The organism is Nonomuraea turcica (assembly GCF_030718205.1).
Taxonomy (GTDB): Bacteria; Actinomycetota; Actinomycetes; order Streptosporangiales; family Streptosporangiaceae; genus Nonomuraea.
Map to the genome: position 1 here is coordinate 34669 of NZ_JAUZQF010000026.1, position 14617 is coordinate 49285.

Here is a 14617-nt window from a genome sequence, read left to right on the forward strand (position 1 = left end):
AGTTAAGTTGAGGTCAAGCGCCGATCTTCTTGCCCTTGCTGTGCCAGACCACGGCGACCGAGGGGCGCGGCTGGCTGCCGCCTCCGTCGGGCCAGTGGCTGCTCGGCTGCTCCGGGGTGGCGTCGTCGGTCTCGCCCGGGTGCTGCACGGCCACGAACACGCTGCGCTGGTCCTGGGTGATCAGCGGGCCGCAGGTCTCGGCGCCGACGGGGACCGTGAGGAACTGGCGCAGGTAGCCGCGCTCCTTGCCGCGGACGGGCATCACGAACAGGCCGTCGTTGGTGCCGAGCGCGTTGCCGTCCGTGGAGATCCACAGGTTGCCGTCGCGGTCGAACGCCAGGTTGTCCGGGCACGAGATCGGCGAGACCTTCGACTTGTCGAAGCCGGCGAAGTACGTCGCGGCGTCGTTCGGGTCACCGCAGACCAGCGGCAGCGACCAGGCGAACTTCGTCGCGGCCGCGTCGTTGCGCTGCTCGACGATCTCCAGCACGTGGCCGTGCTTGTTGGAGGGACGCGGGTTGGCCTCGTCCACCTGGACCGCGGTGCGGTTGCTGTTGTTGGTCAGCGCCACGTAGATGGCACCGGTGACCGGGTTGCGCTCGACGTCCTCCGGGCGGTCCATCTTGGTCGCGCCCACCTTGTCGGCGGCCACGCGGGTGTAGACCAGGACCTGCTCGGCGGTCATGCCGTCCACGAACGACTTCTTGCCCGAGACCAGCGGGATCCACTCGCCGGAGCCGTCGAACAGGCCGTCGGCGGGCAGCTTGCCGGTGCCGTCGATCTCGGACGCCGGGCTGTCGCCGGTGAACTTGGCCACGTAGAGAGTGCCCTCGTCCAGCAGCGTCCGGTTGTGCCGCTCGTTTCCGGGGATGTAGCGGTCCTTGGAGACGAACTTGTAGACGTACTCGAAGCGCGCGTCGTCACCCATGTACGCGACCAGGCGGCCGTCCCTGGCGATCGACGTGGTCGCGGCCTCGTGCTTGAAGCGGCCGAGCGCGGTGCGCTTGATCGGCGTGGAGTCGGGATCGAACGGGTCGATCTCCACGATCCAGCCGAACCTGTTGGCCTCGTGGGGGTGCTTGGCCAGGTCGAAGCGCTCCTCGACACGGTCGAACCTGCGGCTGCTCGACGGGGTGCCGTTGGTGAGCGTGTAGCGAGTGGCGTACTGCTTCTGCTCCGCAGGCACCTTGTCGGCGTTGACGAAGTACTGGTCGAAGTTCTCCTCGGCGGTCAGCACCGTGCCCCACGGGGTGGTGCCGCCCGCGCAGTTGTTGAGCATGCCGACCGGCTTGAGACCCTGGGGGTCGGCGGCCGTCTTGAGCAGGTCGCTGCCGGCGGCCGGACCGCTGAACTTCATGGGGGTCTGAGCGGTGATGCGCCGGTTGTAGCGGCGACGACCGCTGGTGACCAGCTTCCATTGGCCGCTGCCCTCGCGGGCGATCTCCACGATCGAGCCGCCGTGCGCGGCCAGCCCGATCTTGATCTGCTCCTCGGTCGCGGTGGCCCCGCCCGTGTAGCCGCGGAACATCAGCGTCTCGTCGCTGTACTCGTGGTTCACCCAGAGCAGCCCACGGTCGCGGCCCATCGGGAACAGCGTCACGAAGTCGCAGTTGTAGCCGAACTGCTTGTTCTGGGCCTCGGCGGTCTGCTTCTCGTAGTCGAAGGCCGGCGCGCCGGGCAGCACCGGGTCGCCCCAGCGCACCACAACAGAGGAGCTGTAGCCGTCCGGGACGGTCAGCGCGTCTTCTTTGTTCGGCGCCACAGGGGTGAAACGCAGGTCGCTCCCAGACCAGCCGCGATCGGTTGCGGCCGCCTCGGGGTCGGCGGCGAGCGCCGGGGCCGCCCCGGCCACGCCCACGCCCGCCACCAGAGCGCCCAGGGCGCCGGCGCGCAGCACGCCGCGGCGCGACAGCGCCTCCTTCACCACATCGCCGAAGTACGCGTTGTCAGAGGTGTTGCCGTCCTCGTGCGCGCACGCGTTGCCGCAGCGGAACTGACAGGTCAGCGCAGATCGGCCACCTTTGTGCGGGGTGGATAGCAGCGGCAGCAGCCGCCGGCCTCCCATGAGGTTCGCCACAGGTCCTCCAGATAAGTGCGCGGTTGTACGGCGGGGACGCTACGGCCACCGCTGAAACCGTAGGTGAACGAAGACCTCCGTCTCGATGAACGCTTCCCGGGAGACAATAGTGGGGTGCCGGCACGCAAAATAGAGCCAGAACGGCTGAAATCAGCCCTCGATGACCAGTTGATCGCCCTCGACGAACCTTCCTACGACGGGCCCGCGTCCGCCCTGCCCGACGCGCTCGTCGCCGCGGTGCTGGCCGCCTACGACCGGGGGCTGCGGCCGGAGCGTGACGCGGCCAGGCACGCGGTGCGTTACCTGCTCGACAAGCTGGCCGCCGCCGCGCCCGGCAGGACCGTCGAGATCCGCGTCCCGCCGTACGCCGCCGTCCAGGCCATCGCCGGCCCTCGGCACACGCGGGGCACGCCGCCGAACGTGGTCGAGACCGACGGGCGGACCTGGATCGAGCTCGCGCTGGGCCGGCTGACATGGGAGGAGGCCATGGCGAAAGGCGCGATCTCCGCCAGCGGATCACGCGCCGATCTGTCAGAGCACCTGCCGCTGCGCTAGCGGCCGGCCCCGCTCATCCAGGGGAACCTCTCCTCGAAGCAGCGGTCGACCTGATCGCTGGGGAGGTAGGCGCATTGCTGGACCACGTTCCAGAACCAGAGGGCCACGATCGAGAAGAGCACCAGGGACAGGACGCTGATCACGATGCCGGCGATGGCGCGGCCCCTGCCCGCGTGCCTGGCCAGTGCCACGCACCCGAAGACGATCGACAGGATCGCGGTGATCAAGCCGGTGAAGCAGACGAACACCAGGAAAGGGCTCGCCACGCCGAGCACCAGCGCGGCCGTGGCCAGGCCCTGGCCGGTCCTGTCCTGCTGCTCGGGCTGCGGGTAGGGAGGGCCCGGGTGGCCGTACGGGGCTCCGGGCGGGGGCGGCCCGTAACCCGGCGGGCCGCCGTACGGGCTGGACGGGATGGTGCCGGGGACGCTGGGCGGCTGCTCCGGTGGGCCTGCGGCGTACTGGCCGTACGGGCTGACGGGTGGCTGGCCGCTCTGGGCCCCCTGCTCGTACCGGGACGGCGCCGGCCTGCTCGGCGGCTCCTCCTCCCGTGGCGCGCCTTCCCAGCCGGGATACCGCGGCGTGGCGCCAGGAATCGGGTACGCCTGGGTCGTCTCGGCGTCGCCGACCGACGGCTCCGGGGTCTCGGGCGCGGTGGGCAGGTCGGGGTGCGTGGGCTCGACCGGCCGCGGCTCATGCGTGGGCTCGGCCGGCCGCGGCTCGTGCGTGGGCGGCACGTCAGGCGGCGGCACCACGGGTGGCGCCGGCGCGATCGGCTCCTCGTCCTCGCGGGCCGGCGGCTCCGGCTCCGCCTCAGGCTCGTAGGGCCTGGGCTCGTAGGGCCCAGGCGTGGGCGGGCGCTCCTCCTGCCCTGGCCGCTCGTTCTCCTCGGCGCCCTCGCGCCACCACTCGGGCGCGTGCTCACCCTCTTCCGGACGGTCCTCGCGTGGGTCCTTCCCCTGGCGCGGCTCGTTCGGATCCCCAGATGTGGTCACGTCTGCGTCTCCCGACGGGTTTGCATGCCGGATACTTCACCCTTTCGCGGAGGGCGTCGGCTAAACCACATGACACGGTAAGAGGCCGCCCATACTTGGGTCTCCATGCACCAAAGCGGCAGGCGACGGGCAAGATGAGGGCATGCTGGACGAGACCCTGTCGTACGCATTGATCAAGCTCATGAAGGCGCAGCGCAACCAGCTGGCCGCGGCCCTGGCGCCGCTCGGCCTCCACGTGGGACAGGAGATGCTGCTCAACCAGCTGTGGCGCGAGGACGCGCTGACGCAGGGCGAGCTCATCGCCAGGCTGGGCGTCGAGCCGCCGACCGTGACGAAGACCCTGCAGCGGCTGGAGCGGGCCGGCTTCGTCTATCGGGCGCCCGATCCTGACCGGCCGCGGGTGGGCCGCGTGCACCTCACCGACGCGGGCAAGGCGCTGCGCGAGCCGGTCGAGGAGATCTGGACCAAGATGGACGAGAACCTCCTGCGCGGCCTGGCCGACGCCGAACGCGATCTGCTCACCCGCCTCGTCCGCGCCAAGCGCCTCTAGTCCTTTCACTTCCAGCGAACGGCCCTTGCGTGGCCACCACACTTCGAGTTAGCTGGCTAATTAGTCGGCTAATCTCACTTTTGAGGGGAAATTTACATGCATGTGCTCATCACCGGTGGTTCGTCGGGCGTCGGCGCCGCGACCGCGCTCGCGTACGCCCAATCAGGCGCGCGCGTCACGATCACCTACAAGTCCGGCGCGGATCGGGCGGCCGAGATCGTCAAGCGGATCGAGGCGGAAGGCGGCGAGGCGGCGGCCGTCCACCTGGATCTGGAGGACCACACGACGATCGCGCCCGCCGTCGCCCAGGCCGGCCCGGTGGACGCGCTCATCGCGAACGCCGTGCGCTGGGGCACGATCATGCCCAACAGCATTCCTTTCGAGGACGTGCCCGCCGCGGAGTGGACGGCCGCCCTGCACGCCAACGTCGTCGGCAACGCCCTGCTCGCCCAGGCCGTGCTGCCCGAGATGAGGCGGCGCGGGTTCGGCAGGATCGTGTTCGTGTCGTCCGGGGCGGCCGAGGAGGGACTGCCGGGTCCCGGCCCGTACGGCACCGCGAAGATGGCCCTGCACGGCATGGCCCGCGCCCTGGCCTGGGAGGCCGGCAGGGACGGCATCCTGGTGAACGTGGTCGTCGCCGGCCTCACGATCACCGGCGTCTCCCGCCCCATCCCGCAATCGGCCCTGGACCAGATCGCCGCCCGCACGCCCAGCCGCCGCCTGTCGACGGCCGACGACCTGGCCGCGCTGATCGTCTTCCTCGGCTCCGCCGCCAACCGCAACGTCACCGGGGAGTTCGTCCGTGACGGATCCAATGCGGGCAGGTCATCCCACGCGCTGTGATATCGACCCGGGGTGCGAGCACGGATTCGGTCAACCTAGACTGAGGCATGTGCTGAAGGGCGACGGCCGACTCGGCCATGACCTGGACCTCGATGACCGCGCTCCTAAAGACGCCTGTGGCGTCTTCGGCGTCTGGGCTCCGGGCGAGGAAGTCTCAAAACTGACCTACTACGGGCTGTACGCGTTGCAGCACCGCGGCCAGGAGTCCGCGGGCATCGCAGTCAGTGAGGGCAGCCGCATTCTCGTTTACAAGGACATGGGCCTGGTGGCTCAGGTCTTCGACGAGTCTGTGCTGGGCACCCTCCGCGGTCACCTGGCCATCGGCCACTGCCGCTATTCCACGACCGGATCGAGTGTGTGGGAGAACGCGCAGCCCACGCTGAGCTCCACCGACGTCGGTGGCCTCGCGCTCGCGCACAACGGCAACCTGATCAACACTCCGGAGCTGGCCCAGCGCCTGACTCCGGGGTCCACCAGGGCCACCACCGACACCGAGGTCCTGACCACGCTGCTGGCCCAGGACCGCACCCGCTCCGTCGAGGACGCGGCCGCCGAGCTGCTTCCGCAGGTCAAGGGCGCCTACTCGCTGGTGTTCATGGACGAGAAGACGCTCTACGCGGCCCGCGATCCGCAGGGCATCCGCCCGATGGTGCTCGGCCGTCTCGAGCGCGGCTGGGTGGTGGCCTCGGAGACGGCCGCGCTCGACATCGTGGGCGCCACGTTCGTCCGCGAGATCGAGCCGGGCGAGCTGCTCACCATCGACGAGCGCGGCGTGCGGTCGCGCCGCTTCGCGCTGGCCGAGCCGAAGGGCTGCCTGTTCGAATACGTCTACCTCGCCCGCCCCGACACCACCATCGCGGGACGCGGCGTGCAGGTCACCCGGGTCGAGGTGGGCCGCGTGCTGGCCCGCGAGCATCCCGTGGAGGCCGACCTGGTCATCCCCACGCCGGAGTCCGGCACCCCGGCCGCCGTGGGTTACGCCCAGGAGAGCGGGATCCCCTACGGGCAGGGCCTGGTCAAAAACTCCTACGTGGGCCGCACCTTCATCCAGCCCTCCCAGACCATCCGCCAGCTCGGCATCCGGCTCAAGCTCAACCCACTGCGCGAGGTCGTCGAGGGCAAGCGGCTGGTGGTCGTGGACGACTCGATCGTGCGGGGCAACACCCAGCGCGCCATCGTCAAGATGTTGCGCGAGGCGGGGGCGCGTGAGGTGCACGTACGCATCTCCTCGCCGCCCGTGGCCTGGCCGTGCTTCTACGGCATCGACTTCGCCACCAGGGCCGAGCTGATCGCGGGCTCGCTGACCGTGGAGGAGATTCGGGCCTCGCTCGGCGCCGACTCCCTCGGCTACATCTCCCTGGAGGGCCTCACCAAGGCCACCACGATTCCGGCCGACCGCCTCTGCCGGGCCTGTTTCGACGGCTCGTACCCGATCCCCATCGACCAGGACAACGTGGGCAAGTTCGTGTTGGAGACGAAGGCGTGAGCGAGCGTAGCGAGCGAACCATGGACACAGCAGTACAAGTGCTCACGCTGCCGACGAAGGAGGCTGCGTGAGTACGTACGAGGCCGCAGGGGTGGACATCGCGGCCGGTGAGCGGGCCGTCGACCTGATGAAGAGCAAGGTGGCGCGCTCGCGGCGGCCCGAGGTGGTCGACGACGCCAGCGGCTTCGCCGGCCTGTTCGACGCCTCGGCCCTGCTGCGCTACCAGCGGCCGCTGCTGGCCACCTCCACCGACGGCGTGGGCACCAAGGTCATGATCGCCCAGCAGTACGGCAAGCACGACACCATCGGCATCGACCTGGTGGGCATGGTCCTGGACGATCTCGTGGTCTGCGGAGCCGAGCCGCTGTTCATGACCGACTACATCGCCTGCGGCAAGGTGGTGCCCGAGCGCGTCGCCGAGATCGTCGGCGGCGTGGCCGAAGGCTGCCGCCTGGCCGGAGCCGCGCTCGTGGGCGGCGAGACGGCCGAGCACCCGGGCGCGATGGGGCCGGACGAATACGACCTGGCGGGGGCCGGCACGGGGGTCGTGGAGGCCGCCGCCATGCTCGGGCCCTCCCTCGTCCAGGAAGGCGACGTGGTGCTGGGGCTCGCCTCCTCCGGCGTGCACTCCAACGGCTACTCGCTGGTGCGCCACATCCTGCGTGAGGCCTCGCTGTCGCTCGACACGGTGCCGCCCGAGCTGGAGCGGCCGCTGGGTGAGGAGCTGCTCGAGCCGACCCGCATTTATTCGCTCGACTGCCTTGAGCTGGCTCGTACGGGGACGGTCCACGCGTTCGCGCACATCACGGGTGGCGGGATCGAGGGCAACGTGTCCCGCTCACTTCCCGGGCACCTGGACGCCTTGCTCGACCGCTCATCCTGGACACCTCCCCCGATCTTCGGCCTGCTGGCCGGGCATGGGCGGGTGGCCCAGAAGGACATGGACCGCACCTTCAACCTGGGAGTCGGCATGGCGGCCATCGTCGCCCCCGACGCCGCCGACGCCGCGATCCGCCTCCTCGGCGACCGCGGCCTGCCCGCCTGGGCCATGGGCGAAGTCGTCCCAGGCACCGGCCACGCCCGCTACCGCTGACCCCGCCGCACCTCCACGCCTCCTGGCCGACGCGGGCGCGCCAAGGCAACGGCGCCCGTGCTCGGCCGACTGCTGACGCGGCGGCGAGCACGACCCAGGCGGACGCTGACTCAGGTGCTCTTGTGGCGCTGGTAGTAGCGGGCCACGCGCACGCGGTTGCCGCACAGGTCGGGTGAGCACCAGCGGCGGCGCGGGTGTGCGGGCAGGAACACCATGCGGCAGTCGGGGCCCTCGCAGCCCCGGATCCGGCCCGCGGCCGGGTCGGTGAGCAGGTCGGCCGCGGCCTCGGCGAGCTGGGCGAGCAGGCGGGCCAGGTCGTCGCCGTCCCGGCCCGTGCCCGTGCGGAAGGTGCCGTCCCGCCACTCCAGCACACGGTAGGGCGGCGCGGCGCGAGCCGCCTCGTTGAGCGCGGCGACCGCCGCGTCCGGCGGCGGTGCGCCCTCGCGCACGGCGTTGAGCGCCGACTCCACCTGGCCGCGCAGGCGGCGGACGGCCGCCAGCCCAGCGGCCGTGAGCGGGGCCGACGGCAGGGTGAGCCGATCGGCCTGGCGGGCGAGCCACGTCTGGAAGTCCCCGGGCGCGTCAAGGGCGTCGAAGTCCCGCGTGCGGGTGTTGACCAGGTCCAGCGCGAGCGGCTCACCGATCAGGAACTCCATGGCCCTAATGGTACATCCCAGGGTTGACCCATTAGATGTCGCACGCTTATAACTAATGCATCTTCCACCGAAAGAGGCATTAGTCATGAACATTCCCGAGGTGCGGCACGGGTTCGTGGACGTGGACGGCGTGCGAGTCTTCTACCGGGAGGCAGGGCCGCGAGACGCGCTGCCGGTGCTGCTACTGCACGGCTTCCCGTCCGCCTCACACCAATACAGGCGGCTGATGGACGCGCTGGGCGACCGCTACCGACTGGTCGCGCCCGACTACCCGGGGTTCGGGCACACGCAGGCGCCCGACGGCTTCGTCTACTCCTTCGACCGGCTCGCCGACGTGGTCGAGGGCTTCGTGCGGGCGATCGGGCTCGAGCGGTTCGTGTGGTACGCGTTCGACTTCGGCGGCCCGGTGGGCTTCCGGGTCGCCGCCCGGCATCCCGAGTGGATCGCCGCCTTGATCGTGCAGAACGCCAACGCCTACGACGAGGGGCTCTCCGACGTCGCGCGCAAGACCATCGGCGCCCCGCCCGAGGAGCTGTTCACCTTGCCGGTCACGCGGAGCCAGTACGAGGACGGCACGGCCGACCCGTCACTGATCGCGCCCGACGGATGGACACTCGACCAGCACTTCCTGGATCTGCCCGGACGCAAGCAGGCACAACTGGCGCTCGCGCTCGACTACCGGTCGAACCTGGAGCTGTATCCCGCCTGGCAGGCATGGCTGCGCGAGCACCGCCCGCCCACGCTGGTGCTCTGGGGGCGGGGAGACGCGATCTTCCTGGAGGCCGGCGCGCACGCGTACCGGCACGACGTGCCCGAGGCCGAGGTGCATGTGTTCGACACCGGGCACTTCGCGCTGGAGGAGAAGCTTCCAGAGATCGCCCCGCTCATCGCCGGATTCCTTTCCCGGCAAGCGTGACGAAAGCCCCACGGTTGCCCGTGGGGCCCGACGAACGTGGGCGAGGATCCGGCACGCCGGGCCCTCGGCCACGTCAACCAGGAGTGTGGCTATCGACGGCCGGACGGACGGCTGTCGTCGTCGTCTCCGGTGTCATAGTCATCGGCGTAATCGGCATAGCGATCCGCCAGCTCATCGTTGAGGTCGTCGGCGTCGTCACTGCGGCTGGAGTCTCCGACCCCGAGTTCGTCGCGAAGACGGTCAAGATCCGTGCCACCGCTGTTGTACTTCAGCTGGCGAGCAACCTTGACCTGCTTGGCCTTTGCTCGGCCGCGCCCCATTGGCTCGACCCCCTCGTGTGGGGTCGTCCCCGACCCCTCGTCGCTAACGCACCACACACTGACGCCGCCTGACTTTGGGCGTCAGCCTATCGTTCGCCTATTACCGTACCTGTTTTGTGCCCAGCTCGGTACGCCGTATGGGCGTGGGGCGTCAGTGGCCCAGCCAAATAGCCCGAATACGCCCGACTTCCGACATTCTGCGCTCAGCTAGCCTATCCGCTGCGACCGCGGGAGGAACGCCCTCATCCGCCGCGATTCGGAAGATCTTCAGAGTCGTGTCATAGATCTGGGCGGCCTTGGACCTGGCCCGATCCATGTCGAAGCCCTTGATCTCGTCGGCGACCTGGATCACCCCGCCGGAATTGACGACGTAGTCCGGCGCGTACAGGATCCCGCGTTCGGCGAGTTGCTTCTCGACGCCCGGGTGAGCGAGTTGATTGTTGGCCGCACCGCAAACGATTTTCGCTTTCAGCCGAGCCACGGTGTCGTCATCGAGCGCGCCGCCCAGCGCGCACGGCGCGAACACGTCGATGTCGGCCGACGTCAGGGCCCTGGCATCGGCCACCACGTCCACTTCCGGGTGCCGCAGGCGGACGCGTTCGATCGCCTTGGGGCTCACGTCGCAGATCACGACCTCGGCGCCGTCTTCACGCAGGAGCTCGACCAGACGGTGGCCCACCTTGCCGACCCCTTCGACGCCGACCCGCTTGCCGTGCAGCGACGGTGTGCCGTAAACCCGCTCAGCCGAGGCACGCATGCCCTGGAATACGCCGAACGCCGTCAGGATGGACGAATCCCCCGCCCCGCCGTTAGCCACGGTGCGGCCGGTGACGAAGCGCGACTCACGGGCGACGATGTCCATGTCCTCGCTGTAGGTGCCGACGTCGCAGGCGGTGATGTAGCGGCCGCCGAGCGACTCGACGAACCTGCCGTACGCGCGCAGCAGCGCCTCGTTCTTGTCCTGGGCCGGATCGCCGATGATGACGGCCTTGCCGCCGCCCAGGTCCAGGCCGGCCAGGGCGTTCTTATACGCCATGCCCTTGGCCAGGTTGAGCACGTCGGCGAGGGCCGCATGCTCGCTCTCGTACGGATAGAACCTGGTGCCGCCCAACGCCGGCCCGAGGGCGGTGTTGTGGATGGCGATGATGGCACGCAGGCCGCTCTGCTCGTCGGCGCAGAACACGACCTGCTCGTGGACGTCCTTGTGGGACGAGCCGAAGACGTCGGTCACGGTAGTGACTCCCTGTCCGGTCCGCCGCACCGTTGCGGCGGAGATCACCTCACAGAGTAGTAAGCCACAACGGTGCATGCAGGGTCGCTTCGTGACACGATGCCTCCGTGCTGCCCTATGCCGCCTACCTCCGCGTCTATGAGCCACTGACCGCGTTCGCCGAGTCCGAGCGCAAGGTGTGGGCCGATTACGCCGACTCACGGGACCGCCCGCGCCGCGCGAACGCGCTCAATGCGGAGCACGGCGAGTCGGTGATGCGCCTGCTCGGCATGCCCCCTCAACCCGTTCCCGCTCAGGAGAGTCCCAACGCCTATCTACGGCGTGTTGAAGACCGTCTGTACGTGTGCCCCTGGCAAAGCCGTCTGCGCTCATGGCTGGCGTTCTCAAGGCTGCGCGGGGCGACTCCCGCGAAGCTGATGGACCGCCTCGTGCCCAAGGGCGTGGCCGAGCAGATCGCCGACGACTTCGACCGGTTCAAGCGCCAGGTCGACTCGTCCGCGTTGCGCACGCACATTCGCACTACGGCGTGGCATGTGCCGCCATCGTGGTTCGTGCCGTTTGATGGGAACGAGCGCTGGCTGGTGCTCGGCTCCTCCACTCCTGGGCAGGACGTGAAGACGACGGCGACCGGACGCAACCTCATCTACGTCACCTCCATGGCGCAGGCCAGGAGGCGGGCGGCGCGGGCACTCAATGTGCTGCGCAGGCATCTGGGCGAGGTGTCGGCCAACTTCGACGTGGAGGACATCGCGCGGTGGCTGGAGGAGTTCCACCCGCATTCGCTGGTCGAGCTGGACTACGGCGGTCTCGTGCATCTCATGAACGACGACGCGCTGCAGGCGGACCAGTCGGTGGCGGAGCTCGCGGCGGCTCTGACGGGCCTGGACACGGGTCAAGAAGAACTTGCCTACGCCATGTACCAGAGGGTGATCCTCCGGTGGAAGTCAATGCAACAGCTGGAATCTGCCAACTGAACCCCAATACGGCCGTCTGACCTGCATGAGTAGGTCACGTCTCACGGCTGCTCTCTTCTGCGAACTGAGTAGTTTGCCGTTTTCACTGCGATACCACGAACCGTGTCGCTAGAATCACCGAGCGTGACATGGCCACGGGGGCGGGCAGTTGGGTCAAAGAAGGGCTCGCCAATCGCTCTGCGTGGCGGTATGGTCACATCGGGTGATACCGCATATGGCTCAGAAAAGCCGCACGCTCTGGGCCGTAGGTGGACATCCGTGACACGCGCAAAGGCAGTCACAGGATCGCGAAGCCGGTCCACACGGAGGAGAGGCCGCACAAATGTCAGCTCGTACACCCGAGGCCGAGCCACTGCTTACGCCCGCTGAGGTCGCCACCATGTTCAGGGTCGACCCCAAGACCGTCACGCGGTGGGCCAAGGCGGGCAAGTTGACGTCGATTCGCACCCTGGGCGGTCATCGGCGTTACCGGGAGACCGAGGTTCGGGCACTGCTCGCGGGCATTCCGCAGCAGCGCTCGGAGTGACCAGAGGCTCGTGACTCACGAACCTCAGGGGGGTTGAGGGGTGGACCAGGCTGACTGGGCCCGGTCCACCACTGTTGGGAGCTGGCGCCGCCCGCCCGGCGCCATCCTTCCTGCTCACCCCAGACGCTGCAGCAGCTCCGCCACATCATCGTCGTGGGTGGCGGCAACCCCTAGCAGCGCCGCCATCTGGGCGACGAGCATGCGCTCGAGCGTCGGACGCTCGATGTCGCGATGCTCCAGCCAGTCGAGACCCGCCGTCTCCACGGAGGCGATCCACGACCGCAGCGTCGTGCGCAGCACCGGGCTCGGCTCCTCGACGCCCATTTGCTTCTGGATGAGGCGGAAAAGCCGCCGCCGCACGCCGTCCACGATCTCGCCGATCTCGCCCGTCCTGTTGGCCGGGCCGCCGCGCAGCAGCGCCGCGAATCCGGCCGCGTGCTCCTCGACGAAGTCGAAATACCGCTTGAGCCCGGAGGCCAGCTCGTCCAGCGGCCTTCCGCCGTTCTGCGGACGCAACCGGGACTCCAGCTGCTCCGCCGCGCTCTTCAGCGCGGCCACGTAGAGCTCCTGCTTGCCGCCGAAGTAGTGGTAGACCAAGGCTCGAGAGGCGCCTGCCGCCGACGCCACGTCGTCGATCGAGACGTCCTCCGCGTCGCGGGTGCTGAACAGCTCCAGAGCGGCCGCCATGAGCTCCTCGCGACGGCGGTCCACGCTGAGCCTGCGCCGTGCCGGCCGTGCCGTCTCGGCTGACTTCCCGCTTGTCACATCTGCACAGTATCGAATGGCTGACGTGTGCATATCCGGTCAATATCGGCATCTTGGAGTCAATCGGTGACGGAGGCCGTACCCTGCGGCTAACTCGATCGTTTGGTCAGACAGGTGCCCGTATCCGCATCGCGGGGGAGACACATGTCAGGACCGCCCGTCAACACTTCAACCATCACTGAGCTCAGAGAGGTAGATGCCCTGCCTCGGCCCAGACCGACCATCCGCAACGTCGCCGAGCGAGCCGGCGTCTCGAAATCGCTGGTCTCTCTCGTGCTACGCGGATCCCCGCACGTGAGTGAGCACCGGCGCCAAGCGGTGCTGCAGGCCGCCCGCGAGCTCGGCTACCGGCCGAACGCGGTCGCACGCAGCCTGGTCGAAGGCCGTACACACCTCGTCGGCGCGCTCGTCGCCGACCTGCACAACCCGTTCTATGCCGAGTTCCTCGACGGCCTGCAGGAGAGCCTGCACGGCGACGGCCTGCGCATGCTGATCGGGAACAGCCAGTGGGATCCGGCGTTCGAGGACGAGGCCGTGGAGGCCTTCCTCGAGCTCAGGGTCGACGGGCTGGTCCTGCTGGGCATCCCGCCGACCAGCGAGACGCTGATCGAGGCCACCGCCTACACGCCGACCGTCGTCGTCGGGGAACGTGACATCGAGCTCGACAGCGTCGACATCGTGGTCGACGACGACCAGCTCGGCGCCCGCCTGGCCATCGACCACCTGGTCGAGCTCGGCCACAAGCGCATCGCGCACATCGAGGGCCCGCGCTCGTCGCGCTGCGAGGGATATCTCGTGGCGATGCGCAGGCACTCGCTGGCGCCGTACATCATGGTCGAGGCCGCGAACTCCTCGGAGGACGGCGGCCGGGAGGCGGCGATGGCGCTGCTGACCCGCGACCCCAGGCCCACGGCGATCTTCGCCGCCAATGACGTGGTCGCGCTCGGCGTGCTGTCAGCCGCGAGCGAACTGGGCCTGACCGTGCCGGATGACCTCTCCGTGGTGGGGTACGACAACACGCACCTGTCGGCCTCCCGGCACATATCGCTGACCTCGGTCGACCAGCCCCGCCGTGCGATGGGCAGGTCGGCAGCCGCGCTGCTGAGCGACCGGATCGGAGAACCCGCCAAGGTCGCCCGCATGCGTGAGATCCGCCCCGAGCTGATCGTCCGCCGCAGCACCGGGCAGGCCAAAACTGAGTGACGACTCTGCCAAGCAGGCTGCCACTGCGGGGGCCTGCTAGAGCAGGTTTCGCCCAAGGCTGGGTCAAGCCGCGTGGCGTCGTGGCCGCACGGCGGTTTACTCGGCAGGGTCATGCTATTTGTGGCCGGATCCATCCGACCACGATCTGATCCGGGGGAACAGTCATGCGTGATCCGGAACTGGTGTCCTGCGCCCAGCGCGCGGCGGCCGAGCTCGAGCGCGCCTGGGGGCACTGGCGCGCGGGCAGGGGGCGGGGCGTCGACGCCGGCGCCGAATCGGTCGCCAGCTACGTCGCCCACTCCCTCGACCATCCGTGGGGTCGCCCCCGCGTCGTCCTCGGTCTCGACGCCGAGGACGCGCGGGAGCTGGCCGCCCTGCTGGATCGTCAGGAGGTCGGCGCACCGGGGTTCTCATAACGACGGTTTGAGTA

General features: G+C 69.2%; 16 protein-coding genes. 10 read left to right on the forward strand and 6 right to left on the reverse strand.

The genetic code is table 11. From position 1 onward, the window contains the following. Nucleotides 1–13: 13 nt before the first annotated feature. Nucleotides 14–2065 carry a PhoX family protein gene (locus tag Q9G87_RS47090; protein WP_305923311.1) on the reverse strand — a complete coding sequence of 684 codons (2052 nt, stop codon included), beginning with the start codon at nucleotides 2063–2065 and terminating at the stop codon, nucleotides 14–16. Nucleotides 2066–2191: 126 nt separating this feature from the next. On the opposite strand from Q9G87_RS47090, the gene Q9G87_RS47095 reads away from it, so the two are divergent. Beyond that, a complete protein-coding gene (locus tag Q9G87_RS47095) occupies nucleotides 2192–2632 on the forward strand; it encodes a sterol carrier family protein (RefSeq protein ID WP_305923183.1) in 441 nt (146 codons plus the stop codon). Here the strand turns inward: Q9G87_RS47095 and Q9G87_RS47100 are convergent. Then, a complete protein-coding gene (locus tag Q9G87_RS47100; protein ID WP_305923184.1) occupies nucleotides 2629–3624 on the reverse strand; it encodes a DUF4190 domain-containing protein in 996 nt (331 codons plus the stop codon). The two genes, Q9G87_RS47095 and Q9G87_RS47100, sit on opposite strands and share 4 nt — an antisense overlap. Nucleotides 3625–3766: 142 nt before the next feature. Between Q9G87_RS47100 and Q9G87_RS47105 the strand changes: the two genes are divergently transcribed. The 4 genes from Q9G87_RS47105 (at nucleotide 3767) to purM (ending at nucleotide 7596) form a co-directional block, all read left to right on the forward strand. Then, the gene (locus Q9G87_RS47105) at nucleotides 3767–4174 is read left to right on the forward strand and encodes a MarR family winged helix-turn-helix transcriptional regulator (protein WP_305923185.1); all 408 of its coding nucleotides are present in this window, start codon (nucleotides 3767–3769) and stop codon (nucleotides 4172–4174) included. Nucleotides 4175–4270: 96 nt separating this feature from the next. After that, the gene (locus tag Q9G87_RS47110) at nucleotides 4271–5017 is read left to right on the forward strand and encodes an SDR family NAD(P)-dependent oxidoreductase (RefSeq protein WP_305923186.1); all 747 of its coding nucleotides are present in this window, start codon (nucleotides 4271–4273) and stop codon (nucleotides 5015–5017) included. A gap of 49 nt (nucleotides 5018–5066) precedes the next feature. Further along, nucleotides 5067–6503: an amidophosphoribosyltransferase gene (gene purF / locus Q9G87_RS47115; RefSeq protein ID WP_305923187.1), complete on the forward strand. Its 1437-nt coding sequence runs from the start codon at nucleotides 5067–5069 to the stop codon at nucleotides 6501–6503. Nucleotides 6504–6570: 67 nt separating this feature from the next. Then, the gene (gene purM / locus Q9G87_RS47120; protein ID WP_305923188.1) at nucleotides 6571–7596 is read left to right on the forward strand and encodes a phosphoribosylformylglycinamidine cyclo-ligase; all 1026 of its coding nucleotides are present in this window, start codon (nucleotides 6571–6573) and stop codon (nucleotides 7594–7596) included. Between the two features lie 110 nt (nucleotides 7597–7706). Here purM and Q9G87_RS47125 read toward each other — a convergent pair whose 3' ends face one another. After that, nucleotides 7707–8252: a CGNR zinc finger domain-containing protein gene (locus Q9G87_RS47125; protein WP_305923189.1), complete on the reverse strand. Its 546-nt coding sequence runs from the start codon at nucleotides 8250–8252 to the stop codon at nucleotides 7707–7709. An 85-nt stretch (nucleotides 8253–8337) separates the two neighbouring features. Between Q9G87_RS47125 and Q9G87_RS47130 the strand changes: the two genes are divergently transcribed. After that, entirely contained in the window at nucleotides 8338–9168 is an 831-nt protein-coding gene (locus Q9G87_RS47130; protein ID WP_305923190.1) for an alpha/beta fold hydrolase, read from the forward strand. An 89-nt stretch (nucleotides 9169–9257) separates the two neighbouring features. Here the strand turns inward: Q9G87_RS47130 and Q9G87_RS47135 are convergent, their stop codons facing one another. Together Q9G87_RS47135 and Q9G87_RS47140 are read right to left on the reverse strand one after the other, a co-directional pair. Beyond that, the gene (locus Q9G87_RS47135; protein WP_305923191.1) at nucleotides 9258–9488 is read right to left on the reverse strand and encodes a DUF3073 domain-containing protein; all 231 of its coding nucleotides are present in this window, start codon (nucleotides 9486–9488) and stop codon (nucleotides 9258–9260) included. A gap of 151 nt (nucleotides 9489–9639) precedes the next feature. Further along, nucleotides 9640–10719, reverse strand: a complete 1080-nt coding sequence (locus Q9G87_RS47140; protein ID WP_305923192.1) for a Glu/Leu/Phe/Val family dehydrogenase — start codon at nucleotides 10717–10719, stop codon at nucleotides 9640–9642. 107 nt (nucleotides 10720–10826) lie between these two features. Between Q9G87_RS47140 and Q9G87_RS47145 the strand changes: the two genes are divergently transcribed. Beyond that, entirely contained in the window at nucleotides 10827–11693 is an 867-nt protein-coding gene (locus Q9G87_RS47145) for a hypothetical protein (protein WP_305923193.1), read from the forward strand. A 322-nt stretch (nucleotides 11694–12015) separates the two neighbouring features. Further along, nucleotides 12016–12219: a developmental transcriptional regulator BldC gene (gene bldC / locus Q9G87_RS47150; RefSeq protein WP_013133571.1), complete on the forward strand. Its 204-nt coding sequence runs from the start codon at nucleotides 12016–12018 to the stop codon at nucleotides 12217–12219. A 114-nt stretch (nucleotides 12220–12333) separates the two neighbouring features. Here bldC and Q9G87_RS47155 read toward each other — a convergent pair whose 3' ends face one another. After that, entirely contained in the window at nucleotides 12334–12984 is a 651-nt protein-coding gene (locus Q9G87_RS47155) for a TetR/AcrR family transcriptional regulator (RefSeq protein WP_305923194.1), read from the reverse strand. 144 nt (nucleotides 12985–13128) lie between these two features. Here Q9G87_RS47155 and Q9G87_RS47160 point away from each other — a divergent pair, with 144 nt between their 5' ends. After that, nucleotides 13129–14187 carry a LacI family DNA-binding transcriptional regulator gene (locus Q9G87_RS47160; protein WP_305923195.1) on the forward strand — a complete coding sequence of 353 codons (1059 nt, stop codon included), beginning with the start codon at nucleotides 13129–13131 and terminating at the stop codon, nucleotides 14185–14187. A gap of 164 nt (nucleotides 14188–14351) precedes the next feature. Next, a complete protein-coding gene (locus tag Q9G87_RS47165) occupies nucleotides 14352–14603 on the forward strand; it encodes a hypothetical protein (RefSeq protein WP_127937030.1) in 252 nt (83 codons plus the stop codon). The last annotated feature ends 14 nt before the right edge of the window (nucleotides 14604–14617 follow it).